The sequence below is a fragment of the Abyssibius alkaniclasticus genome, assembly GCF_020447305.1.
Taxonomy (GTDB): domain Bacteria; phylum Pseudomonadota; class Alphaproteobacteria; order Rhodobacterales; family Rhodobacteraceae; genus Abyssibius; species Abyssibius alkaniclasticus.
In genome coordinates, this window is record NZ_CP095732.1 from 1,550,587 (window position 1) to 1,574,733 (window position 24,147).

The 24,147-nt window shown below is 64.9% G+C and carries 14 protein-coding genes and 1 tRNA gene; 6 read left to right on the plus strand and 9 right to left on the minus strand.

All coding sequences use genetic code 11. The features are described from left to right. The first annotated feature begins 77 nt into the window (after nt 1-77). The 4 genes from ccoG to ccoS are packed head-to-tail and all read left to right on the plus strand — an operon-like array spanning nt 78 to nt 4,319. Nucleotides 78-1,505 carry a cytochrome c oxidase accessory protein CcoG gene (gene ccoG, locus LGT41_RS07815; protein ID WP_274129570.1) on the plus strand — a complete coding sequence of 476 codons (1,428 nt, stop codon included), beginning with the start codon at nt 78-80 and terminating at the stop codon, nt 1,503-1,505. Continuing rightward, entirely contained in the window at nt 1,502-1,972 is a 471-nt protein-coding gene (locus LGT41_RS07820; RefSeq protein WP_274129571.1) for a FixH family protein, read from the plus strand. The genes ccoG and LGT41_RS07820 overlap by 4 nt, the downstream gene beginning before the upstream one ends. Further along, nucleotides 1,972-4,167: a heavy metal translocating P-type ATPase gene (locus tag LGT41_RS07825; protein WP_274129572.1), complete on the plus strand. Its 2,196-nt coding sequence runs from the start codon at nt 1,972-1,974 to the stop codon at nt 4,165-4,167. Before LGT41_RS07820 ends, LGT41_RS07825 begins: the two co-directional genes overlap by 1 nt. Next, entirely contained in the window at nt 4,164-4,319 is a 156-nt protein-coding gene (ccoS, locus tag LGT41_RS07830; protein WP_274129573.1) for a cbb3-type cytochrome oxidase assembly protein CcoS, read from the plus strand. The genes LGT41_RS07825 and ccoS overlap by 4 nt, the downstream gene beginning before the upstream one ends. On the opposite strand, the gene LGT41_RS07835 is transcribed toward ccoS, so the two are convergent. Continuing rightward, nucleotides 4,298-5,047, minus strand: coding sequence for a sulfotransferase family protein (locus tag LGT41_RS07835; protein WP_274129574.1), 750 nt, complete (start codon nt 5,045-5,047; stop codon nt 4,298-4,300). The two genes, ccoS and LGT41_RS07835, sit on opposite strands and share 22 nt — an antisense overlap. A gap of 93 nt (nt 5,048-5,140) precedes the next feature. Here LGT41_RS07835 and LGT41_RS07840 point away from each other — a divergent pair, with 93 nt between their 5' ends. Beyond that, entirely contained in the window at nt 5,141-6,829 is a 1,689-nt protein-coding gene (locus LGT41_RS07840) for an ABC transporter permease (RefSeq protein ID WP_274129575.1), read from the plus strand. Nucleotides 6,830-6,835: 6 nt separating this feature from the next. Here the strand turns inward: LGT41_RS07840 and LGT41_RS07845 are convergent, their stop codons facing one another. From LGT41_RS07845 to LGT41_RS07880, 8 genes are read right to left on the minus strand one after another with little or no spacing between them, the layout of a single operon-like run. Next, nucleotides 6,836-7,834, minus strand: a complete 999-nt coding sequence (locus LGT41_RS07845) for a hypothetical protein (protein WP_274129576.1) — start codon at nt 7,832-7,834, stop codon at nt 6,836-6,838. After that, nucleotides 7,831-16,278 (minus strand): peptidoglycan-binding domain-containing protein, encoded by an 8,448-nt coding sequence (locus tag LGT41_RS07850; protein ID WP_274129577.1) that lies wholly within the window; start codon nt 16,276-16,278, stop codon nt 7,831-7,833. Before LGT41_RS07850 ends, LGT41_RS07845 begins: the two co-directional genes overlap by 4 nt. A gap of 1 nt (nt 16,279) precedes the next feature. Next, a complete protein-coding gene (locus tag LGT41_RS07855; protein WP_274129578.1) occupies nt 16,280-17,377 on the minus strand; it encodes a hypothetical protein in 1,098 nt (365 codons plus the stop codon). Then, the gene (locus LGT41_RS07860) at nt 17,374-17,784 is read right to left on the minus strand and encodes a hypothetical protein (RefSeq protein WP_274129579.1); all 411 of its coding nucleotides are present in this window, start codon (nt 17,782-17,784) and stop codon (nt 17,374-17,376) included. The genes LGT41_RS07855 and LGT41_RS07860 overlap by 4 nt, the downstream gene beginning before the upstream one ends. Next, nucleotides 17,781-19,856 (minus strand): hypothetical protein, encoded by a 2,076-nt coding sequence (locus LGT41_RS07865; RefSeq protein ID WP_274129580.1) that lies wholly within the window; start codon nt 19,854-19,856, stop codon nt 17,781-17,783. The genes LGT41_RS07860 and LGT41_RS07865 overlap by 4 nt, the downstream gene beginning before the upstream one ends. Further along, nucleotides 19,846-21,525, minus strand: a complete 1,680-nt coding sequence (locus tag LGT41_RS07870; RefSeq protein ID WP_274129582.1) for a hypothetical protein — start codon at nt 21,523-21,525, stop codon at nt 19,846-19,848. The genes LGT41_RS07865 and LGT41_RS07870 overlap by 11 nt, the downstream gene beginning before the upstream one ends. A 2-nt stretch (nt 21,526-21,527) precedes the next feature. Continuing rightward, nucleotides 21,528-22,583 (minus strand): AAA family ATPase, encoded by a 1,056-nt coding sequence (locus tag LGT41_RS07875; RefSeq protein ID WP_274129584.1) that lies wholly within the window; start codon nt 22,581-22,583, stop codon nt 21,528-21,530. A 21-nt stretch (nt 22,584-22,604) separates the two neighbouring features. After that, nucleotides 22,605-23,441 carry a hypothetical protein gene (locus LGT41_RS07880; RefSeq protein ID WP_274129585.1) on the minus strand — a complete coding sequence of 279 codons (837 nt, stop codon included), beginning with the start codon at nt 23,439-23,441 and terminating at the stop codon, nt 22,605-22,607. 534 nt (nt 23,442-23,975) lie between these two features. On the opposite strand from LGT41_RS07880, the gene LGT41_RS07885 reads away from it, so the two are divergent. Beyond that, a tRNA-Thr gene (locus LGT41_RS07885) sits at nt 23,976-24,051 on the plus strand. Nucleotides 24,052-24,147: the final 96 nt, after the last annotated feature.

The following is a 24,147-nucleotide window of genomic DNA, read 5'->3' on the forward strand; positions in this document are numbered from 1 at the left end:
CGGGGGAACCTGGCCAGAGCTTTTACATCGTCGCCATTGGCAAGCTGGCCCGGGCGATGAACAAGGCAGGATAAACCGTGAGCCAGATCGAAACACCGGAACCGCAGCTTTATGCCAAGCGCGAACCGATCTTCCCCAGGCGGGTGAAGGGGCGGTTTCGCAACCTGAAATGGTGGATCATGGGCGTGACGCTGGCGATCTATTACATCACGCCCTGGCTGCGCTGGGACCGGGGGCCGAACCTGCCCGACCAGGCGGTGCTGGTCGATCTGGCCAACCGGCGGTTTTTCATGTTCTGGATCGAGATCTGGCCACAGGAGTTTTATTTTGTGGCGGGCCTGCTGATCATGGCCGGGCTGGGCCTGTTCCTGTTCACCTCGGCGCTGGGCCGCGTGTGGTGCGGCTATGCCTGCCCGCAAACCGTATGGACCGACCTGTTCATTCTGGTGGAACGCTGGATCGAGGGCGACCGCAACGCCCGCGTGCGCCTGTGGAATGACCGCTGGAGCCTGCGCAAATGGCGGCTGAGGCTGTTCAAATGGGCGGTGTGGCTGCTTATCGCCGTGGCCACTGGCGGGGCCTGGGTGTTCTATTTTGCCGATGCGCCAACCCTGCTGGCCGATATGCTGGCCGGACAGGCGGCATTGGTGGCCTATATCTCGGTGGCGGTGCTGACCGCGACGACCTTCTTTTTTGGCGGGTTCTTCCGCGAGCAGATTTGCATCTACGCCTGCCCCTGGCCACGGATTCAGGCCGCGATGATGGATGAGGACACGCTGACCGTTGCCTACCGCGACTGGCGGGGCGAGCCGCGGGGCAAGCTGCGCACGATTGACAACGCGGATCAGGGCGATTGCATCGACTGTATGGCCTGCGTGAATGTCTGCCCGATGGGCATTGATATTCGCAACGGCCAGCAAATGGAATGTATCACATGCGCCTTGTGCATAGATGCCTGCGACGAGGTGATGGACCGGATCGACAAGCCGCGCGGGCTGATCGGCTATCTGGCCGCCACCGACGAGGCGGCCGAACGGGCCGGCACGCCGCCGCGCAAGGTCTGGAAGCATATTTTCCGCCCGCGCACGGTGGCTTACACATTGATCTGGGGGGCCATCGGGCTGGGGCTGCTGGTGGCGCTGTTCATCCGGTCGGATATCGATGTATCGGTTGCGCAAATCCGCAACCCGGTTTCGGTGGTGCTGTCTGATGGCGCGGTGCGCAATGCCTATGATGTGCGGCTGAAAAACATGCAGGGCGAAGCGCGGACCTTCCGCATTTCGATTGATACCGATGACGTGCTGCGCCTGTCGATTGAAGGCAGCGAGGGGCTGAGCGTGGTGGTGCCGCCCGACAGCACCTATAACCAGCGGATGTATATTACCGCGCGCCCGCAAGATGCAGCGGCCAGCACCGCGCGCACTGCGCTGCGGCTTTGGGTGGAAGATGTGCAAAGCGGCGATCGGGCCTATGCCGATTCGGCCTTCAACGGGAGAGTGCAATGAAGCTGGAACCAGGCAAGGGCAAGCCGTTGACCGGCCGCAAGGTGCTGGCGATTACCCTGTCATTCTTTGCGGTGATCATCGGGGTGAACATCTTTCTGGCGGTGTCGGCGGTGCGCACATTTCCGGGGCTTGAAGTGGCGAATTCCTATGTGGCCAGTCAGGAGTTCAACACCCGCGCCCGTGCGCAGCGTGCGCTGGGCTGGGATGTGTCGGTTGCGCTGGCCCCGGGCGGCGTGCGGCTGATCATTCGCGATGCGCGCGGCGCGCTTGTCGCGCCGGCCAGTATTTCCGTGCGCATTGGCCACCCCACGAATGCCGCCAGCGACCAGCAGCTTGCCTTTGCCTTTGATGGCGACGGGCTGTTCGCGCCCGTGCTGCTGGCCCGCGGCCCCTGGCGGCTGTTTGTCAACGCCACGGCCGCCGATGGCACCGAATATTCCAGCCGTCTGGCACTTGTGGTGCGCTGATGGGGCGTGCTGCACCCGCTGTTTGCCCCGCCTGCCTGCCGCTGCCCGACTGGGCGCGCGCGGTGGGCGACAGCGCAGGGGTTGAAGCCCCGCTGCGCCGCTATGAATTTGCCCTGCCGCAAGTGCATTGCGCGGCCTGCATGACCACGGTTGAAGACGGGCTGATGGGCCTTGACGGTGTGGCCGCCGCCCGTGTGAACCTGACCTTGAAGCGCGTGACGCTGACAGCGGTCGATGTGCCGGGGATGGAGGATATGGCCATTCAGCGGCTTGCCGCCATCGGCTATGGCGCGCAGCCGCTTGACAGCGCGACACTGGCCGCCACGCGGCAGGATGCCGAGGGACGCGATTTGCTGGCGCGCATTGCCGTGGCCGGGTTTGCGGCCATGAATGTGATGCTGCTGAGCGTGTCGGTCTGGTCGGGGGCCACGGATACCACGCGCGATCTGCTGCATTGGGTATCGGCGCTGATTGCGGTGCCGGCGGTCATGTTTGCCGGCGTGCCCTTTTTCAGACATGCCATTTCCGCGCTGCGGGTCGGGCGGCTGAATATGGATGTGCCGATCTCGCTGGCTATGGTTCTGGCGCTGGCGGTTTCACTGTCTGAAACCATCGAAGGCGGCGAGGCGGCCTGGTTTGACGCGGCACTGACGCTGGCGTTCTTCCTGCTGATCGGCCGCTATCTCGACCACCGGACCCGCGCGGCCGCACGTTCGGCGGCGGCGGAACTGGCCGCATTGGAAGTGCCGATGGCGCGGCGCATCACACCAAGCGGCGCCAGCGAAACCGTGCCGCTTGATGCCGTGCGCCAGGGCGATATTCTGACCGTGGCCCCCGGTGCGCGCGTGCCGGTGGACGGGCGGGTGACAAAGGGGCATTCAGAGCTTGATACCGCCTTGCTGACCGGCGAAACCCTGCCCGTGGCCATTGGCCCCGGCGATGAGGCGCGGGCCGGCACGCTGAACCTTTCGGGTGCTTTGCAGATTGAAGCCACAGGCGTTGGCGAGGAAACGCTGCTCAAGCAGATCATGCGGCTGGTGGAAACGGCGGAAACCGCGCGCAACCGCTATACATCGCTTGCCGAACGCGCGGCGCGGATTTATGCGCCGCTGGTGCATCTGCTTGCGCTATGCGCCTTCATCGTCTGGGGGTTGGCCACGGGCGATTGGCGGCTGGCGGTGAATATTGCCGCCGCCGTGCTGATCATCACCTGCCCCTGCGCGCTGGGGCTGGCCGTGCCGGCTGTGTTGGCCGCAGCTTCGGGGCGGCTGTTCCGGGCCGGGGTTTTGCTGAAAGACGGGGTGGCGCTGGAACGTCTGGCCGAGGTCGACACCGTGGTGTTTGACAAGACCGGCACGCTGACGCGGGGCGATTTGCGCCTGTCCAATGCCGAAAGCCTGCAGGGCGATGCCCGCGCCGTGGCCCGCGCGCTGGCCAATGCCAGCCAGCACCCGCTGGCGCGTGCAATGGCGGCGGCCCTGGATGGGCCGATTGCAGATGTGGATGACATTGCCGAACGCCCCGGTTTCGGGGTGGAAGGAGTTTGGCAGGGCAGGCGCGTGGCGCTTGGCCGTGCGCAATGGCTGGGGGTGCGCGAAGCCCAAACCAACACCGCAAGTTGGCTGGCCATTGGCGATGCCGCGCCTGTGGCGGTGACATTCGAGGACCAGCCGCGCGACGAGGCGGCGGCGCTGATTGCCACACTCGCCGCACGCGGGCTGGATTTGCACCTGCTGTCGGGCGACGGGGCCGCCCCCGTGGCGCAGCTGGCGGCGGCGGTCGGGCTGAGCCGGTGGCAGGCCGGGGCCACGCCTGCCGAAAAGGTCGCGTATCTGGCCGATCTGGCGGCAAAAGGCCGCCGCGTTCTGATGGTGGGCGACGGGCTGAACGATACGGCGGCGCTGGCGGCGGCGCATGTCTCGATTTCGCCCGCCTCGGCCGCCGATGCCAGCCGCACAAGCGCCGATATGATCATCATCGGCAATGATTTGCGCCAGATCGCGCTGGCCCATGAAATTGCCTGTGTCTCCAAACGGCGGATCTTGCAGAATTTCGGGATTGCGGCAGGATATAACCTGATCTCGGTGCCACTGGCGCTGGCAGGCCTTGCAACGCCGCTGATGGCCGCGCTGGCCATGTCGAGCAGTTCTATCGTAGTTTCGTTGAACGCAATGCGCCTGGGGTGGCGGAAATGACCGTGCTTCTGATTCTGATTCCCGTATCGCTTGGCCTTGGCCTTCTGGGGCTTTGGGCGTTTTTCTGGTCGCTGAAGGCTGCGCAATATGATGACCCGGAGGGGCAGGCGCAGCGCATTCTTTCAGACCGTTATGACGATGCGCCCGACTGAGCCCAATGCGACAGGTCGCGCCCGGTCAGCGCGGCAAAGTCGGCAATATGCGGGCGGTAATAGTCGGCCAGTCGCGCGCGAAGCTCCGGCGTGAGTTCCGGCAGGGCGGCATCGGGCGAAAAATAGCGCCGCGCCTTGGTGGCGCGGGCATTGGCGGTAAAGGCGATCTGGCGCTGGGGGATGTCGTTTTCCAGGCCCAGAAACGCCATAACACGGGCGATCAGCGCATCGGGCGCGTTTTGCAGATCATCATAGAAAAACACGCCGATTTCGCTGAAATAGCCCTGCCAGTGGCGCAGAATATCGGCGTAATGGCCAAGCTCCAGCATTTTGATTTCGTTGCAGAAACGGGAGATTTCGGGTGTGAAGTCGAACCGCTTCTTCATCATATGGTGGATATAGGCGGATTCATAGCGCGCCACGGGGTCGCGGAACATGAGCAGGATTTTGATATCGCCCAAGGTGGTGCGGATGTTTTGTGCGACATTCACCTTTCCGGCCAGAATCTGGAAGTAATGCGGGGTGGATTCAAGGTAGTAGCGCGCGCCAGCCTGCTGGGGGAAATGCGCGAAATAGGCGTCGTTGCGACTGGCAAAATCGCCCTTGTTGAAATGGTTCAGCTCTTTGGATTTGCTGGCGAATACCTGCGCTGATGCCCCAAGGCAGCGGTGCAGCCAGGTGGTGCCGGCTTTTTGCGTGCCTGCAAGGATGAGATTGGGCCGTGGCATGGGCGCCAGATTAGCGCAAATGCCGCGCGTTGCACCCGGTTTTTTGCGCCTGGGAGGCTGGACTTGGCGGCGGCTTGCGCCTAAGCAGGCGGTATGGTTGACCAAGTAACTCAGGTATTGCCGAAACCCAAGCGCCGCCGCCGCGCGCGGCCCGATATCTGGTCGGTCTGGGCGCTGGTGGTGGCGGCTTTGGTGCTGGCACCGATCGTGGCCGTGGTCTGGATTGCCGCCACTCCGGGCGACCCTGTCTGGGCGCATCTGACCAGCACGGTTTTGCCGCGCTACCTGATGAATTCGCTGCTGCTGATGGCGCTGGTCGGGCTTGGCACCGGGCTTTTGGGGGCCGGGGCCGCCTGGCTGGTGGTGATGTATGACTTTGCCGGCAAGCGCTGGCTGCAATGGGCGCTTTTGGCGCCATTGGCGCTGCCGGCCTATATCGGCGCCTATGCGCTGGTCGATTTTCTGGAATATGCCGGGCCGGTGCAAACCGGCTTGCGCAACCTGTTTGGCTGGCAATCGGCGCGCGATTACTGGTTTTTCGAAATCCGCAGCCTGTGGTCCGCGGCCTTTGTGCTAACGCTGGCGCTTTATCCTTACGTTTATCTGCTCACGCGGGCGGCCTTGCGCGAACAATCGGCCAGTTTGAACGAGGTGGCGCGGGCCTTGGGCTGCGGGCCGCGCATGGTGTTCTGGCGCGTGGCCCTGCCGCTGGCCCGCCCGGCCATTGCCGCCGGCATGGCGATTGCGATGATGGAAACGCTGGCCGATTTCGGCACGGTCAACTATTTCGCCGTGCAAACGCTGACCACCGGAATTTTTACCACCTGGCTGCAAAGCTACAATGCCGCCGGGGCGGCGCAAATCGCCTGTGTCATTCTGGTGCTGGTGCTGGTGCTGGCGGGCACGGAAAAATTCAGCCGCCGCGCGCGGCGCTACCACAGCCTGAACAGCCGCCGCGCGCCGCATGTGCCGACAAAGCTGCGCGGTCTGCGCTCGGCCCTGGCGGCCATTGCCTGTTTGGTGCCGATTCTGCTGGGCTTTGTGCTGCCCGTGGGCGTGCTGGTGCAACTGGGCCTAACCTATTTTTCGGCCTGGGGAAATGCCGATTTGTGGCGCGCGGCGCTGCATACGCTGCTGCTGGGCGGGCTGACGGCTGTCGTGGTGCTGGGCGCGGCGACCGTGGTGGTGTATGGCGTGCGCCTGAGCCGCCACCGCCTGCCGCGCCTGCTGCTGCCGGTGGCCACGCTTGGATATGCGGCCCCCGGCGCGGTTCTGGCCATTGGCGTGCTGTTTCCGCTGGCCGCGCTGGATAACTGGCTGGCCGAAGCTCTGGAGGCGCTGTTCGGCGGGCGGTTCGGGCTGTTGCTGACCGGCTCGGTCGCCGCGCTGATTTTCGCCTATACGGTGCGGTTTTTCGCCATCGGGCAGGGCGCGGTTGACGGGGCTTTGGGGCGCGTTACACCCAGTATGGACATGGCGGCCCGCTCGCTTGGGCGCAATTCGGGCCAGGTGCTGCGGGCGGTGCATTTGCCGCTGATCAAAGGCTCTATTCAGGTGGGTGCGCTGCTGATTTTTGTGGATGTGGTCAAGGAATTGCCCGCCACGCTCATTCTGCGGCCCTTCAATTTCGAGACCCTGGCCACGCATGTCTACAACCAGGCCAGCCTTGAAAACCTGCCGCTGGCCGCGCCGGCCGCATTGCTGGTGATTCTGGTGAGCCTGCTGCCGCTTGTGCTGATTGCACGGCATGAACACGGGCAAAACCAGGCGCGCAACGACTAGGCGGGGTTAGTCGAGCGATATATCGGCGTTGATGTCGCAGCGCAGTGTTTCAAGCCTGGGGTTGAGCAGTGTTTCAGCGGGCTGTTTGCTGAGCGCCGGAATATCCAGGCCCCATGCCTGTGGCAGAATGGTAAGCGACAGCACGTCCTGCAACCCGTCATCGGTGATGACCTGCACCTTGCCCACCATGCGCGGCGCGTAATATTGCATGGCCAGGTTCAGGCAGCGCGCCACGGCCATAAGCTGCGAGACGGCGATTTCACGCAGCAGCGCAATGCGCGACAGCAGCATGGTCGTATCCATCTCCAGCCGCACGAGCGGGCCTTCGGGGATGAAGCTGAATTCCTTATGCGCAAGGCTGGCGGGCACGACAAGCGTAAAGTCGAGCTGGTTTGCCTCGGCCTCGAAATGCGCCGAAAGCTGCATATCGGCGGGGCGGTCAAACTGGCCAAGCAGGCCCTGTAGCCGCGCCTTGAGCATATCGGAGGCCAGCGGGGTGTCCTGCTGGCGGCGGGCCTCGGCGGCAAGCGCACAATCGAGCAGCCATTTGCTATGGGCCTGCCGGAAGCTGAGCGCGGGCGCGCCATCTTCGGGCTCGGCATTCGCGTCGGGGCGCGGGGGGGCTTCGGCAAAATAGCTGATCGGCGCAAGCCGCAGGCGCTGCACCTGATGCGCGCTGCGCGGCAAGAGCAAAACGGCATTGAGCTTCTGGGCGATCTCAATTGCCGCCGTATCGAGCCGCGCGCCGATGTCAAGCGCGGCCATATCGATGCGCTGGCCGGATTTGTCGATCCACCACAATTCGGGCAACTGGAATTCGAGGTCGAGCGGGGGCGGCGTGGGGCGGCCCCGGCGGGGTTTGTAGCCAAGCGTGGCGGGGTAATGCAGCTGTTCAAACCGGTAGGCCGGGTTGAGGCGGCCGCGCAGATGCGTGCCGCTTTCGACCTTCACAATGCGCAACGGGCCGGCGGCGGGCAGGTCAAGCAGCAGGTTCAGGCCGGTCATGGCAAGGCCTCGCCTGTCAAAAGTTCATACTGCGCGATGGTCGGAATGCCGGTGGGCGGCGCGCTGATACTGCGCTGATAGCGCAGCATGGCGGCAGATGTGCTTGGGTCAAGCGTGCCGGTCAGTTGAAGCGCCGGGAAAATGCGCGCCTTGAGTTCGCGTTGCAGGGCAAGAACCTGGTCGCGCGTCAGCACGGCCGGGGCATTGCCATCGGCGCGGGGCGGGGCTGAAGCATCGTCCAGTGCGGCTTCTGGGGCAGCTTCGGGGGCGGCTTCGGGGGCGGGCGGGTTTTCAGCGGCCGGCGCGCCCCAGATTGAAACAGTCGGGCTGGCCGCGCTGTCATTATCGGCGGGCGTTTCCGGTTCAGGCAGTGGCGTAGCTTCGGGCGTAACTTCCGGGGCTGGGGCAGGGGCTGGGGCAGGGGCAGGCGGGGGCGGTGTTTCGGCGGTGGCGGCTGTGGCGGCTGTGCGTGTCAGTGCGGTGATCGCGGCATCGGTATCAATCAGGAACAGCGATTGCGGGGTGACGATGAGTGTTACCGCAAGCCCGCCGCGCGCCAGAATACTGACCGGGGCCGCCGCGCCGATTGTGCCAAGGTCGAGCGCGCTGTCGCCCCCCCCGGAAAGCCAGACCGTGCCATCTGCAATGGTGATTTCGGCCCGGCCTGTGGCGCCGGGCAGGCTGGCATCGACCGCCTCAAAGCGCAGGCGGCTTCCAAGCGGCAGGTCGGCGGCGGTGACAATGGCGCCGGTCTGGCAATCGAGCCGCAGCAGCGCATTGCCCCCCTCGGGCCGCGCCGTCAACAGCCGGATCACGCGGTCGCTTTCATATTCGGCGCGGCGCGGGGGCTGGTCGGGCGACATGATCGCCATTGCAATGGGCAAGGCCGGGCAGCTTTCCAGCACCTCGCGTGACATTTGCGCGGCACTTTCACCGCTCAGCGGGCTTGCGCCAGACAGGTCGCGATGCGCAAGCGGAATGGCGCGGTAGGGCAGGTCGAGAATGCCGAGCCGGGTGAAGTTTTCATCGGCCAGCACAAAACCCTTTGGCGTGGCCCAGATGTAGCGCGCGCCAAGTTCGGCCCCTTGCCCGGCATAGACGGGGGGCGCTGTGACGGTGAGATCGGCAAAGCGGCCGGCAAGCAGGCTGCGGTTGATCGCGGCGCGGGTCAGGCTGGTGCCACTGGCCAGCGGCGGCTGGCCGGGTATGGCGGCATAGGCCCAGATCGCATCGCGCCCCTGGTCATCGGCGCAGAAATCCACCAGCCGGGGAAACTGGCCAGGGCGGATGATGCGGCCCTCTTCGGCGGTGGTGACGCAAAGCTGTTGGCTGCCCGCGTCATCGCGCTGAAGGGCGAAGGATATTGCATTGGCGGCATTGGCAAAATCTTCGGGGCGGGTGGCGGCATCGAGGCCGGGCGCTGCGGCAGGGTAGCGCCACCATCCCGAAGGGCCAAGCAGTTCCAACTGGCCGGCAAAGGGGGCGGCAAGCTGCTCATAGGCGTCAAGCGAGAAGCGGCCCGCGTTCAGCGTGACGTCTGTATCCAGCAGGCTGATGCGGCTTGTGCCATCGGTGATGCGCCACTGCAACGCAAAGTCCGGGGCAAAAAAGCTGCGCGTCTGGAAGGGGTTTTCGGCAAGCGGCTGAACGGCCCCAAGCTCTTGTTCGGGGCCGGACAGGCGCCAGGCCCGGCCATCGGCACAGGTGAATTGCACCGGGGCGCCTTCAAGCGCCGGGCTGGATTGCTGGCTGCCATCGGCGGTTTCAATACGGTCGGGCGCGCAACCCGCCAGCGCATCGGGCCTTGGCCCGGTCTGGATGGACAGCGTATCCGGAGCAAGCGCCAGATCGGCCGTTGCCTGATCATGGCGCACAAAGCCAAGCGGGGTGAGGCGCAGCAGCGCGGTGCCTTGCGCGGCCAAAGCCTGCGTGGCGTCAAGCGCGGGCAGGCCGTTTTGCAGCGGCATGGGCCGCCAGCGCGCGTCGTCCCAGTAATGCTGGAAGGCAGATGCTGCCGGGCCGGTGGTGATGCGCAGCCGCGCGCTGTCATAGGCCAGCGTGCCGCGTGCAAAGCTGCTGGCGGCGGCGCTTTGCGTGGCGCTCAGGGGGGCGCTCAGGGGGGCGCTTGCGGCATTGTCAAGCGCCAGCGCCGAGAAGGGGCCGGTGGCATAGGCGCCGGCGGCAAGCATTTCGCCCGCATCAAGCCGGGCAGGTTCGGATTGGCAATAAAGCTGCATATAAGGCGCTTGCGGCAAAGACTGCACCGGAGCCGCCCCGGGGTCGCCACGCAGCAGCACCGCGCCATCGGCCCAAAGCTCGTAGGTTTGCCCGTTGCAGGACATGGCGGCTTGCAGCCGGTCATGCGCAAAGGTTGTCAGCGTGGCGGTGTCGATGGGCAGGCTGCCGCCATCATCAAGCCGATAGGCGCCGCTCAGCCCGTTGGCGGTTCTTGTCCAGCGCCAGAAAGGGGTGGACAGGATGCTGCGATTGGCAAGCGAATAGGCCGCGTCACAGTTTTGGGGGGCGGCATCGGCGGACGCGAAGGCAAGGCAGGCCCCTTCGGCGGAAAGCGCCACGATCTGTTCAGGCGCGTCTGCCGGGCGGCCAAGCAGGCTGAAGGCGGTGCCATTGGGCTGGGTGCTGGCCCCAAAGCCGCGCGGTGCAATGAAGAACGCATCATCCACAACGCTTGGGCCGGAAAAGCGCAGGCGACGCAGCGCGAAATCGGTGGCGACGAGCAGGCTGTCACCCTCGGCATAGATGGATTGCGCGCGGTCAAAGGGCATGTATTCGCCCGCGCGCCAGCTGAAAGCCTGCATCTGGCGGCTGCCATCGACCAGCGCCACGGCGCGTTGGGCTTGCGGGGCGGTGGCCGATGCAAGCGTGATGGTGAAATCATCGCTTTCAACCACGCGGCGCGGGGCATCGGGGTGGTTGGCATTGGCAACCGGCTGCCAGCCGCCATCATCGCCGCGCCATTCCAGCAATGCGCCGCTTTCGTCTTGGCCGAACAGAACGAAACGGTCGCGCGCCAGCTTGGCGGCATCGAGCCTGCCGGGCGGGGCTGGGCCCACAAGCGGGGCAGGCAGGCTGGACAGGGCGGTGGCATCGGGCAGGGCATGGGTGCCAAGGGCGGTTGTCAGCACAAGCTGGTCGGGTGTGGCGGCAATCGCACGGAAATCATCGGCCGTGAAGGCATTGCCATAGCGCTGGGCGCGCCAGGTTTCGGCGGCGATGATCGGGGTGAATACCGGGCCGGATTCGGCCATATCCCAGTGAAGCCCGGCGGCCGAGAGCATCCGGCGCCGGGAAAGCGGGTTTGCCACCTCGGCCCAGGCTTCGGCGCTGCGGCTGAACCAGCGGCCCGCCGTCAGGGCATAGGACTGGCCCTCATGTTCGACAATCTGCGCAGGCCGGGCATTGGGCAGCGGGCTGGCGACAAAGCCGTCAAACCGGGCGGGTGATGACAGGCCGACAGGGGTGACAAGCACCGGCTGGCCGCCAAGCCAGCCAAGCGCGAAGCGGCTGTCAAACACAAAGCCTTCGGGCTGAAACGCATTCAGGCTTTCACCATCGGGGCGGGTGAGCGTGGCGCTGATCTGCCCGCTTTGCAGGCTTTCGGAAATGGTAAGCCGGTCGCGGGTAATGCTGCGGGTTTCGGCGGTTTCAACCGCCTGGCCGGTTTGCGCATCAACCCCCAGGCCGGGGCCCATAAGGAACTGCCCATGCGCAAGGCCGCTTGGGGCTTCAAACCCCTCAGCCAGCACCGGCGCGGGGCCGGACAGGCTGTTGGCATAGCGCCATAGCCCGGCCGCGTTCAGCCATGTGAAGGCACCCGAACTGTTGATCATGGCGGCGCGGCCCGGCAGGCTGGGCAGGAACTGGCCGCCCTGCAAGGCTTCGGCAATGGGCAATGTCAGGGGTGTGGCATTGTGGTTGAAGGTAATGGTGCGGCGCGCGCGCTCCCATTTCAGCCAGGTCAGGTCAAGCGGCGCCCAGGGGATAAGGCCGTTCTGGCCGGTCGCCAGGATATTGCCCGCACCGTCGCGCAATTGCAGGCGGCTGGAGGCGCCGGAAATGCGCGGCGGTGCAAGCACGAAGCCCGCGCCCGTGGCGACGATTTCGCCCTGCATTTCGGCGGTGGCTTCGCGGCGCGCTGGCGGGGCGGGCCAAAGCGTGGCGAGTGCCGGGTCGTTTTGCAGGGTGGCTGCGGTGCCGGGCGTTTCAGCCGAGGCCGGGCGTGGCAGGGTAATGCGCTGGCGGTCGGTCAGCAGAACCGGGGCTTCGGCTGGCCCCGCAACCCCGCGCAACATGGCCCCTTCAGGCAGGGTGAAGGGCGTGGCCAGCGCCTGTTTCTGGCAGGCAACCGGCGTGGTATCGGTGCCGCTCGCACAGAAAGCCTGGTAGATGAAATTGACGTCGCCGGCCGCGTTCTGCACCCAGTAGCCCGGCGCGGGCCGGTCATTCGCCGCGGCCCAGCGGCCCGGCAGAATGACACGGGCATCGGAGGGAAATTCCAGCCGCGTGACGATTTGCACATTGCCATCCAGCGCATCATAAAGGGTGCCGCTTGGGGTGAGATAGGCCAGCATTGGCCTGTCGCCCAAAGCCAGGCCCGCAGCCAGCACGGTATCATTCGCAAATGCCGCAAGGGGCTGGCGCTGCGTGCCCGAAAGCTCGGTGATCATCGCGCCTTCGGCCAGAAAAATGCGCCCGTCGATGCTGGCGATCTGGTCGATTTCAGCGCCGATCAGCACGGCTTGCAGCGCGGGCGTAATGGCCCAAAGCGCCTTGCCCGCGCCTTCATGCAGCAAAAGCGTGCCACCCGCGCCGGCCAGATAGCGGGCATCGGGCTGGGGGGCGGGCCCGGCAATGGCGAGCGCGCCGCGCCATTGATCATTCAGCCCGAAAAGCCGCGCGCCATCGGCCACCAGATAGCCTTCTCCATGTGCAATGATGCGGGCATTGGCGCTGGTCAGGCCAAGCGGGGGCGCCAGGGTTTGAACGCAGTTCTGCGGTGCCGCCGCGCCAAGGCGCACAGGGCAGGCAAGCACCGTGCCATCGGCGGCGATGCGGGTCAGCGTCAGCCCGTCGGCGGCCAGAAGGAAGGCACGGTCATCGCCCGGGCTATAGCGATAGGCCAGGCCTTGCAGCGCCCCGCGCATTTGCGGCACGGTCGCGCTTTGCGGAAAGATCCACAGGCTTTCGGGCGCGGACTCATCGCCCTCGACCAGCGCAAGCGAGCGGCCGATGCGATAGGGCATGGGCTGAAAATTGTCGCTGGGCAGGTCCAGAAACCATGTGAAGCCGGGGGCGTCGATGCGGGCAAGCTCCAGCCGCGTTTCACTGCCAATGGCCCAGAACCCTTCGGATTGCGCAATGTCGCGAATGGCATCGGGCGGGGTGGCGATGGCGGGCAGGGAAACCGGGGCGAGCGGCTCTGGCGCAAGGCTTTCCTGCCCCAACTCCCATGCTGCGCCGAAGGACTGGCCGCTTGCAGTCCAGAGTGTCAGGGCGCCGCCGCGCGGGGTCAGGCCGGAAAGATCGGCCTCGATCACATCGGCGGGCAGGCCGGTCAGGCGGGTTTGCTGCCATTGCCGGGTTGCAAGATCATAGTGCCAGATGGCGCTGCGCGTGGTAAAGGCCAGCCCCTGGTCGGTTGCGTAGACGCGGCGCAGGCTGGCCGGATCGGGCGCATCGGTGCTGGCGGGCAGAAGCTGGCCAAGCACGCCATCGGCCCAGACCTGCACACGGCCATCGGCCTCCAGCACAGCCACGCTGCGCGCGGTGCCCGAGACAGCCACGCTTTGCGCCGTAACCGAGGTTTCCCAGGCCAGCGCAAGGTCTGGCAGCGCGCAGGAACTGGCCGCGGGCAGGTCGCGCAGCGGCAGTGTTTGCAGCGTTGTCGGGGTGGTGGCCACGAGATGCGTGCCAAACTGGTAAAGCCGCGTGCCAGGATCGGTGGGCATGTTTGCAAGGGTCAGCCAGCGGCGGAATTGCGGCGAATAAATGCCCGCCCCACCGCTTGCCGCCACAACGATATCGCCGCCGGGCAAAAGCGTGGCGTCGATGATCTGGCCCGATGGCGCTTGAGCCGAGCGGAAATAGCAACTGGGCGTATCTGCCTGATCGGGCCAGAACACCGCATAGGCGCCTTCAGGGGCCTGGGCCTGGGCGACAATACCATCCCTGCTTTGCCAGGCGCCAAGCAGGCTGGCATCGGATTGTGGCGCATCGCCGAAAAACAGCGTTTGGCCAGAGATCCAGGCCGGCAGGCCGGCGCGCAGGCCAAGCAGGCGCACGGCCCCGTTGCCGCCCGTCCATGTGCCTTCAAAGCTGCGCCCGGACGGGTTATAGGCCTGCACCTGCCCGGCACCCGCAAGGTAAAGCCGGCCATCGCGCAGCTGCGCATCGCTTACATCGGCCAGACCAAAGGCCGCGGTCGGGCCATTGCCAAGCAGCGGTGTTTGCGGTGCGTCAACCGCCGCCACCCTGCCATCGGCGCTGCGATACACAAGGCGCGGGCCAATAGTGGCAATATCGGTGACAGGCGCCTCGGCTGCGAACGGGGCAAGAAGCGACCAGCTTCGGCTGGCAAGGTCATAGGTTTGAAACGAGGCATCGGTGGCAAAGGTGATCTGGCTGCCGCTTGCCGTTGCGGTATTGAAGCGCAGCGGAAAGCCGCGCGCTGGCCCGCTGAGCGGGGTCAGACTGGCCTGATCGGGTGCCGTGGCGCGCAGGGCGTAGCCGCGCCCGGCGCTGTCGACAATGCTCAGCGCATCGGGGCCGGGGGTGACGCTGCGCAGCGGGGCGGGCAGGGGCTCCAGCGCCACGGCGCGCAGGCTCTGGCGCGGGAATTCGCCCTCGACCATAAGGCGCGACACTGCGCCGCTGCTGGCATCGGCCAGCCAGAATGTGCCATCGGCGGCATAAAGTGCGGCATCGGGGGTAAAGGCCGCGGGCAGGGCGCTGGCATCTATCCAGCTATAGCGGCGGCGTGCAGCATCGTGCAGTAAAACCCCGCTGGCGGCGCGCAGCAGCACCGTGGTGCCAAGGCTTGCCCCGGTGCTGAATACCGCATCTTCGGGCATGGCTGTATTGGCGGCATCCAAGGCCGTGTTGGTGCGGATATCCAGCACCTGCCCGCTGGCACCCAGCCCCAGAAGCCGCCCGTTTGCAAGCGCGACAAGCTGGGTGACGGGGGTCGACATCTGCCAGAGGTCGGTGCGCATCGCATCGCGCAAGGCGGCGACATAATCGCCCGCCGCATAGACCAGCAGCGCCCCGCCTTCTGGCGCAATGACGGTGGTGACCGGGGTGTCATCAAGCTGCGCCCAGTCGCGCTGGGCCATGTCATAAACATACACGCCCGCCGTGCCGAGGGTGACGATTTTGCCGGCCTGAATGGCGGCATGTTGCACGCTTGCGGCGCTTAAGGCTGCAAAGCGCGCGGTTTCGCCGATCAGCCGCGGCTGGCTGGTCAGGCTTTCAACGACGCGCAGCGACAGGCAGGTGGCATCACCCGTGTCACAGGGCGAGTCGGCCAGCACCAGCAGGCGGTTATCGCTGTCCAGCGCCAGATCGCGGATGCGCAGACCGGGGCTTTGGGCCCAGTCGATCTGGGTCGGATCAATCGCGGGCGTGATGCGCGCCAGCCCTTCGGGGCCGCCAAGCCAGAATTCGCCGCCGCGCACAAGCACCTGTGTGCTGGCATCGGCAAGCTGGGCGCGCAGCCTGTCATCATCGGGCAGCACATGCCAGAGCCCGTTGGTCTGGTCGAGCAGAGCGCCGCCTTGCGCGCCGGCCAGCGCCAAAAGCCAGCGGCCGTTTTCGCTGGCGGCGAGATGGGTAAGCTCGGCCTGTTCAACGGGGGTGCCACTGGCGCCGATCCAGACGGAATCGGCCATGACCAGCCGCCACGGGCCGCCATCTTCCTGCCAGGCAAGCCCGCCCGCCTCGGTTACGGCAAAGGCCTGATCGGCGATCGGGCAATCGGCCGCCGCGCCGTCCATGAACCCGCCGCAGCCCGCTGCCAGCAGGGCAAGGTCGGAGGTGAGATAGGGGGCGCCGGGCAGGGCGCTATCGGCAAACAACCCGGTTTGCAGATTGTAGCCATGCACCTGCCCATCGGCGCGGCCGATCAGGGCGATGGGGCGGTCTTCGCGCAGGGTGGCATCAATGATCGGGGCGGTATTTGTGTAGAAATTTTCCAGTATCCGGTCATCGGGGGCCGCATTCAGCACGGGGGGGTCGGCAAAGCCGGTGCGGTCCATCCAGAAGGCCAATGTGGCCGAACCCGCGCCCACCAGCGCAAGGGCCGCGATGGTGATGAAGATCAGCGGCAGGTCGATGCGTTCACGCGCGCGGGCATCGCGCTGGGCGCGTTTCTTGGCTTTGCGTGCCTCATTCAGCGCGGCGTGGCGCAATTTGTCCCATCCGGCCATGCTACACCTCGCCCCGCCATGCAAAATAGTCGCCCCTTTCGGGGGCCGCGCGTGGCGACATATGCGCATAGGCATCGTCAAAGGAAATGACCGTGCCGGGATGATCGCCCAGCGCGGCCCAGAACTCGAACCGGATCAGGCTTTGTGCCTGGCGCAAGCGCGCGGCGAGATCGGAGCGCACCCTGTCGGACATGCCGCGCGCCCAGGCGGCAAAGACCATGCCCCCCACGGGGTTTTTGCTGCGCGCGCTGAGCAGGGCCACGTGAATGGCCAGCGCCGCGAAGTCGAGCGGGGTTTGGGTGACATCGGCCAGATGCTCGGGCGGGGTGTTGAGCCTGGCCATGAAGCCATAGGCGGCGGCCAGTGTCGGTGCCTCGGAATCCTCGGCCAGAAGCAGGGCAAAATCGCTGGTCATTGCCCCGGGCCGGGGCAGGGTGGCCAGCACCTGCATGAGCGGTTTGAGCGGCGCATGGGGCGCCGTTGCGCGCATCCGCAACAGGGCCGTGCTTTCAAAGAGTTCCAACTCGTCAAGCGCGTCCTTGCGGCTGAGGTGCCAGCGCAGCGCGACCAGCCGCGCCAACAGGCCCAACTGGGCATTGGACGCAGCGGTGACGGCATTGCGCAGAAGCATCAGCTCGCCCATGCCTTGCGTGAGATATTCATCAACCACGCGGCGCGAAAACCCGCCGGGCAGCAGCGCCACGATCTTGCGCCCAAAGGGCAGGGTGATGAGCGTGCGCACCAGCCAGCGATGCAGGGCGCGCAAGGGGCTGCGCGGCAGCAGAAATTCCCAAAGCAGCAGGGCGATCAGCAGCAAAAGCGGAATGAGCCAGAGCATGGCATAGGGGAACATCGCGGTCCATAAACGCCCGTAAAGCGGCAGATAGACAGTGTCATGCAGCCAGTAAAGCGGGCGGATGGCGCTGTCGGGGGCGAAAATGCGGCTATAAACCAGCCAGACCAGCCCGGCGAGCAGCGCGACTGCCGCCGCGACGCACAGCAGACGCAGCCCATAGCGGCGTTTGCGGGCCGGGTGGCGCTGGGTCGCCAGGCGCAGGGCGGAGCGTATGGGCTGCATAGGGCTGGTCTGCGCGGTCATAATGCGGCCACCTGTGCCAGCAGCCAGCGCAGGCCCGATTGCAGATAGGGCCAGCCAAACCACATGCCGACCGCCACGCCGACGAAACAAAGCGAGACGAGTATTGCCAGCACCGGGGCCAGCAGCGCGCGTTTCAGCCGCTGGCTGCGCAACTCACGCTCGAACAGCACGATCTGGCTATCCAGCGCATATTTCGCCTCGGCAAACCCTTCGGCCAGCGGGGCAAACCCGTCGCGCAGTTTTTGCACAGCGGCCGGGCTTTGCGCCGAAAGCCGTGCCCTTGCTTTTTGCAGCTTCGCCTGTTTTTGGGCAAGGGGCGGCAGGGGCATGGGCGCCTTGCCCGCCTGCAGCGCGGCTTGAAGCGCCTCGGCGGCCTGTTGCAGGTTATCTGGGCGGTCTTTGTTCATTTCGGGTTCAAAAACGCCTCGATCTGGGATTGCAATTCGCTCATGCGGCTGGTGGCGGCGGCCAGTGCCTGTTCGGCGGCGCTGAATTCACCCAGCACACGCTCGACAAATTCATCGCGGCTATCGGACATCTCGCCCAGCTTGGCATCGAGCAGGCGGGCGATATCGGCGCTGCCAGACAGCGCGTCTTCGGCCACGCCGACCATTTTCTCCATCGCCTCCATACGGGTGGCGGCGTGCAGCAAATAGGTCTCGGCGGCGGTAAAGCGCGACTGCACGGCGCCAACCTCAAAGCGCAGGGCGCGCAAAAGCACCTGTGCATCATCCTCGATACGGCCAAGGGCTTCGTCCCATGCCGCTTCGGCGCGGGCCTGCTGGTGCCGGGCCTCGCTTTGCAAACCTTCGGCAAGGCTGCCGGAATAGAGGTTTTCGGCCAGATCCTGCAGGTCGGTCGCATCGACAAGGTTCGGGCCGCGCACCTTCAGATAGTCGTTCAGCATCCGGATTTGCAGCTTGAGCGGGGCAAAGCTGTTGGCATCCAGCACCTCGACATCGAGGCGGAACCCTGCCTCGGTCGGGCTGGAGAAGATGAACATCGGCTGCGCATCCGCGTTTTCGACAATATGCGCGGTATCGACAAACAGCCGCCCCAGAACCAGCTTCAGCGTTTCAGACAGTGTGCCGCCAAAATCGGCCAGAGAGGGCGTGAGCGCGGTGCCATAGGGCGTGAACACAGCGAAATTGCCACGCCGCTCGGCATCGGCTTGCAGGATATGCGGGTCGAGCCAATAGCTGAGCGGGCGGTTGCCCCCGCCGCTATCGGCGCGCCCGCGCCAATAGGCCTCGGGCACATCAAGGCTGATATGGCCGGGGTCATACAGCACGAAATGCGAAGGCTCGGCACGGCCCGCCGCATGGCCCGCCGCATAGCGCAGATGCTCGCTTTTCTGCATACCGGGGGGCAGGCGGCGCAAACCGTCGATCATCGCGGGCAATTGCGCATCGGAAAAACGCATCAGCCGCAGGGTGGGGGCATCTTGCGCGCGAATCTGGTCGACAATGTCTTGCAGTTCTTCGATGCGGGCCTGCACCTGCTCGATGTCGGTCTCGTTGGGGCCAAGGCGGCGCAGCGGGTGCAGGTGCATCCGGTAGCCAACCGGAAAGCCCGGCTGTGAAATGCGATCTTGCAGCGCGGCAACGGCCTCGGGATGCGGGACGATATCATAGACCTGCACCTGCAAATCTTGCGCGGGGTTATGGCCGGTAAACACATCGGCGGCGGCAGGGGCCGGGCCAAGGTCGTTGATGTAAAGCAGCACGGGGCCGTGACGGTCGTCAAATATCGCCACATCATGCGCGAGGTGCCTGTCGCTGGATTGATGCGCGGCCCCCAGAATGCGGCCAAGCCGGTCGGACATGGCTTCGGCCAGCGGGCGGCGGCGCGTATCGCTCCACAGGCGCAGCTCGCCAAGCTCGGTCGGCTGGAACAGGCGCACATCGCCCTTGTCTTTCAGATGCGCCGAAAGGCCGCGCAGCGTGGAATGCAGGGTCAGATCATCCTTGGCATGGATGAAGGTCAGGTGCGATTTGGCGCGCGGATGGCGGGCCACAAGCACGCGGGCATCGCGCGCGCGTTTGGTGATATCGGCTATCCATTTGGCGGCCCTGTCGGCATCGGCCGAGGAGATGAGCGCCAGACGGTCGCCATCATGCGCTGATTGACGGCCAAGGCCCGGCTGGGTTGCCGCCAGCCGCAGGGTCAGGATAAGGGCCGCGTTTTGCGGGCTGACCAGCGTATCGAAAATCATCGACTGGGCCTGCTCGGTTGAACGGCCACAGGCTTTGCGGCCAATTTCGGTGACAAGTTGCACGAGCCGTTCGCGCAGGGGGGCAAGCGGAATGTCTTTGTTATAGGGCAGCACAAAGCGGCTGGTCTCGCTTTCGCTGATCTGAAGGCGCAGATCGGCGGCGTTCAGCGCGCGGTGGTCATCGGCGCTGAAGGCATCCAGCACATCGAGCATGGCGGCATCGTCCAGATAGGGCCAGACGAAGGAGTCGCGGTTATCCGGCATGGGCCACCTCCATCACGCGCAATATGATCCAGGCCGAAAGCGCCCCGACAAGCTGGCCAATGCCGTTATGCACATCGGCGGGCGGCAGGCGAAATTCGGTCGGGCGGTCATTCATGCCGGAATAGCCGTAGAATACTGCGCCTTCCTTGAGGTCTTTCGGGTAGTGGAGCGCGGCAACATGCGTGCGCGCCAAGCGCGACAGGCCAAGGCTGCGCGCGGTTTCGCTGCGAAAGCGCGACCAGTCGAACCCGGCCTCATCGGTGCGGGCATCGGGCGCGAAATGCAGCGACATGGCGCGCGTGTAATCCGACATGGCCGCAGGGCGGAACTGGTCGGCATTGGGCAGGCCGCCGAATTTGCCCTTCAGGCGCGGCCAGTCAGCGGCAATCCGGTCGCGCCGCGCCGCGCTGACCGCTTTCAGAATGGCGGCACTGCCCTGCTGAAGCGGCGGAAGCATTTCTTCCTTTGGCGTGGTGTCAAGCTGGCCGGGCAGAAGCGAGAACAGCGCCGGTGTCATGGTTGATTGCATGTGCTGCGCCAGCCGCTGCGCCCCGTGAATATCAAAGGCCGAAAGATAGGCCGCCGCGGGCGGCAGCGCACTGGACACCGCCCCGGCACGCGGGCCGGCGGTGTGAAAGTCGCAGAATCCAAGGTCACTGGCGGGCAGGCCGGTTTGGTTGAGCAATACGCGCAGGCGCAGGCTGGCATCGGCCCAGGCGGCGTTCAGCACCGTGGCCGGGCGCGAGGGCGGGGCGGGTTCACATAATGCCAGCACCAGCAAATCGCGCGCCGGTTTGCGCAGGGGCGGGCGGTTGCGGATGAGATAGCCCTCATCCAGCAGGCGCAGCAAAAACAATTCGTTCGGATAGGCCAATTCGCTGACCAGGGTATCGGGCAGGTCTTCCAGCCGGTGCGAATGCAGAATGCCGCTGATGCCGCCTTCCTTCGGGCGCATCCCCATCCGTTCCAGATTGGAGCGGATATTCGGCTTGGGAAAGCTGCGCTTCAGCTCGGATTTTCGCGCGAATTCCGGCTCGATCTCGAACACAGACCGGATAAGCGCATGGTCCGGCTCGAACGGCAGGGGCAGGGGCGCGGCATAATCGGCGCGCGCATAACGCTGGCGCTGAGCAAGGCTGGTGGCAACGGCATGAAGCTGCACCGCCGCCCCATGCCAAAAGCGCATTCCCATTGCGCTGCACGCGCCAAGCTTGAGGCGCACCACCCCTTCCAGCGCGGCGCAATAGCTGGGGTAATCGGGCCAGCGACTATCGGCCAATGCCCCGGCCTGGGGCGGGAAGTTGCCGGGTGAAAGCAGGCGGACTTCGACCAGATCGGCGGCCGCGCTGCGCAAGACCGGCTCGACAATGATTTGCGTAAACTCGGCCAGCAACTGCGCCCAGACCCGGCTGCGCCCGGCGCGCCCGAAAAGGCCAACCGATTCCGAGGCCCGTTCAAACGCAAGTCCCCAAATGGGCAGATCAATCGCAGCGCCTTCGCCCTCAAGCAGCACAAGCGCGCTGGCCAGATCGGGGGTGATCGGCACATGACGGTCATGCAGCAGGTTCAGCATTTCCACAGCGCGCGGTGATTTTGGCAAAACCGCGTCATCCGCGGCGTGCAAATGAATGCGCAGCGCGGTGTTCTCGTTGCGGATGGGGGCCGTCATGTTCAAAGCTCGGCCCATCTTTGCTGGTAGCGCGCCAAAAGCGACGGGTCTTCACGGTCGAGGCTGAAGCGGGTGACAACGTCCAGATCGCGCGGCTGGATGGCGACCTCGCTGCTGTCTTCACGCACGGCCCGCAGCAGGCGCATGTAAAACATCAGCCCGGTGAGCTTGATCATGCGGCGGTTGGACATCAGCGACAGATCGCGGCGCACGGTTTCGCGCACAAGGTCTGTCAACTCGGTATAGATAGGGTCTTCGAGGTTGATGCGCAGCCCGCCGTTTTTGGTTTGCACATCGACATCAAGCCGCAAGGCCGCCAGCCCGGCCATCAGGTCATGGCCCTCAAAGGCAGAACGGTCGAGCAATGTGGCATGGGTCTCCGACCAGCCGGCCTTGATCAGGTCTGAAATTTCGGCAACGTCCACATCGCGCCGCGCGATGTTCTGCACATGGCAGCGCAGCAGGAAACGGTCGTAAACCGCGGTGAGGCCCGCCTCTTGCGGGGGGTGGTTGGTGGCGGCAAAGAGCAGTTCCAGCGCCACGGGCTCGGCCTTGCCGTGGTCATGGAACTTGCGCTCGTTCACAAAGGTCAGAAGCGAGTTGAGGATGGCGCTGGAGGCGTTGAAGATCTCGTCAAGAAACACAACCTTGGCTTCCTGCATCATGTTTTCGCTTTTGCGCACCAGCCCGGTGGTTTGCAGGTCGCGCAGATCGTAAAAGCCGAAAAGCTCGCTCGGTTCGGTGAATTGCGTGAGCAGATATTCGAAATAATCGCGGTGCTGGCGCGGCGCGTCATCGCGCGAGGCATTGAAATTCAGCGCATCATTGTCGACCAGCCCGACAAGGTGGCAAAACGAGCGGACAAGCCGCGATTTGGCCGTGCCCGGCGGCCCGATCATCACCATCGCCTCGCCCGAAAGCGCGGCGAGCATCATCGCCTCAACCGCATCTTCCATTTGATAAAAGCGGCTGTTGAGGATTTTCGAGACCTCATCGAGCAGCGCCAGAGTCGGGGCGTGTTTTTCGTAAAATCGTGTCAGGTCTTCTGGGTGGAACATGAAATACCTCGGTTCAAATCGCTAAAATCCTTGGCCCAGAAGGGCGGGTGCATAGGCGGGGGCCTCAAGCCGCCAGCCTTTGCGGGCCTGCGCGGCATCATCATCGGGCGGGGTGGCGAGCGCGGCATCGGCAGATGCAACAAGCGGCAGGTCGGGCGCGGATTGCGGCAGTTGCGCGCCATTTTCATGTGCCAGGCGCAGCACATACTGGTCCCAGAACCCGGCCCAGCCGGCGCGCTGGCTCAGCGCATCGGCAAGGGTGGCGATTTGGCGCTTCAGCCCGCCCGGCCCCGCGCAACCAAGCGATGCCAGCCACCAGAAGGTGGCGGTTTCAAGCCGGGGCGGAAGTTTGTCGGGCGGCCATAGCAACACGCGGCCGGACAGGTGGCGTTGCAGCGCATGTGCAACCCTGGCCTGAATGGCGAAATGCGCAAAAATGTGGAACTGCCAGAGATCGGCGAAATGTGCGGCATCGGGCGCAAGTTCCAACGGCACGCGGCGCCTGGGGCGAAACAGGTTGAGCAGCTTTATACGCAGCCGCGCGCGCCGGCCGGGGGCCGCTTTGCCCGCCAGCAGCGTGGACTGTGTGGGGCTGAGCGTGGGGGGCGTTGTGACCAAAAACAGCTTGCCGAAAGCCTGAGCGCCCGGCCGCGCCTTTTGGGCCTCGGCGCTATGGCTGAGCAGGTCTTCAAACAGCCGCGCGGCGCCGTTCTCAAGCGACAGCAGCGTCGCGGGGTCATGATCTGGTGAAAGCACGCGTTGCAGGCCCGCCAGCATCATGCCGCGCAGGTTTTCGGCCAATGCGTCAAACTGGTCACTGACATAGCGGCTGGGTGCCAGTTGCAATGCATTCATCATGCGCAGCCCCCCGGTCGGGATACATGCCTGCAGGTGCAGCGAGGGGGGCGCCAGAAACAGGCGCAGCTGGGAATGTCGCGCGCCAGAAGCTGCGACCACCGGCTGTGGCCAAGGCGCTGTGACACGTGTTTTGTGAAAGCGTGAACCCCAGATATGGGCAGACTGCACAAAGCACGACTATATGACCGATGACCACCTAAAGCACTGCAAGACAAAATACACCCTTACGATTTACACAAACCCAATACAACACAACCAAAAGACGAGATTACTATACAACCATAGGTCGATTAAAACTATTCGCCCTATATCCTCTTCTGGATTCTTCAATGATAGCCGAAAGCCGAAACTTTTCAAAGTGCTTAGCTCAATATACGGTAAACAGTGGCAAAAATAGGGCTTAAATCTGCACTATACGTTAAGACTTTCGCGCGGCGCATCTTATCCCCCACGCGCATAAAAGCGCAAATCCATCGCCGCGGCTGCGCAAAAGCATTTGCAAGCCCGCCCAGAACCCGCTATCACCCGCCGCGTGCCTCCATAGCTCAGCTGGTAGAGCAACTGATTTGTAATCAGTGGGTCGGGAGTTCGAGTCTCTCTGGGGGCACCATTTATTCAACGATAACAAGCGGTTACTTGGTGCAGAGCTTTTGCGGCGGCTATGTTTTTATTTCCGGAAGCACACCGGAAGCACGGTGTTCGTCAA

Excerpts from the sequence above, each read along its gene's own strand:
- LGT41_RS07820 (WP_274129571.1), top strand. The coding sequence starts at position 1,502 with ATGAAGCTGGAACCAGGCAAGGGCAAGCCGTTGACCGGCCGCAAGGTG.
- LGT41_RS07825 (WP_274129572.1), top strand. The coding sequence starts at position 1,972 with ATGGGGCGTGCTGCACCCGCTGTTTGCCCCGCCTGCCTGCCGCTGCCC.
- ccoS (WP_274129573.1), top strand. The coding sequence starts at position 4,164 with ATGACCGTGCTTCTGATTCTGATTCCCGTATCGCTTGGCCTTGGCCTT.
- LGT41_RS07835 (WP_274129574.1), bottom strand. The coding sequence starts at position 5,047 with ATGCCACGGCCCAATCTCATCCTTGCAGGCACGCAAAAAGCCGGCACC.
- LGT41_RS07840 (WP_274129575.1), top strand. The coding sequence starts at position 5,141 with ATGGTTGACCAAGTAACTCAGGTATTGCCGAAACCCAAGCGCCGCCGC.
- LGT41_RS07845 (WP_274129576.1), bottom strand. The coding sequence starts at position 7,834 with ATGACCGGCCTGAACCTGCTGCTTGACCTGCCCGCCGCCGGCCCGTTG.
- LGT41_RS07850 (WP_274129577.1), bottom strand. The coding sequence starts at position 16,278 with ATGGCCGGATGGGACAAATTGCGCCACGCCGCGCTGAATGAGGCACGC.
- LGT41_RS07855 (WP_274129578.1), bottom strand. The coding sequence starts at position 17,377 with ATGACCGCGCAGACCAGCCCTATGCAGCCCATACGCTCCGCCCTGCGC.
- LGT41_RS07860 (WP_274129579.1), bottom strand. The coding sequence starts at position 17,784 with ATGAACAAAGACCGCCCAGATAACCTGCAACAGGCCGCCGAGGCGCTT.
- LGT41_RS07865 (WP_274129580.1), bottom strand. The coding sequence starts at position 19,856 with ATGCCGGATAACCGCGACTCCTTCGTCTGGCCCTATCTGGACGATGCC.
- LGT41_RS07870 (WP_274129582.1), bottom strand. The coding sequence starts at position 21,525 with ATGACGGCCCCCATCCGCAACGAGAACACCGCGCTGCGCATTCATTTG.
- LGT41_RS07875 (WP_274129584.1), bottom strand. The coding sequence starts at position 22,583 with ATGTTCCACCCAGAAGACCTGACACGATTTTACGAAAAACACGCCCCG.
- LGT41_RS07880 (WP_274129585.1), bottom strand. The coding sequence starts at position 23,441 with ATGATGAATGCATTGCAACTGGCACCCAGCCGCTATGTCAGTGACCAG.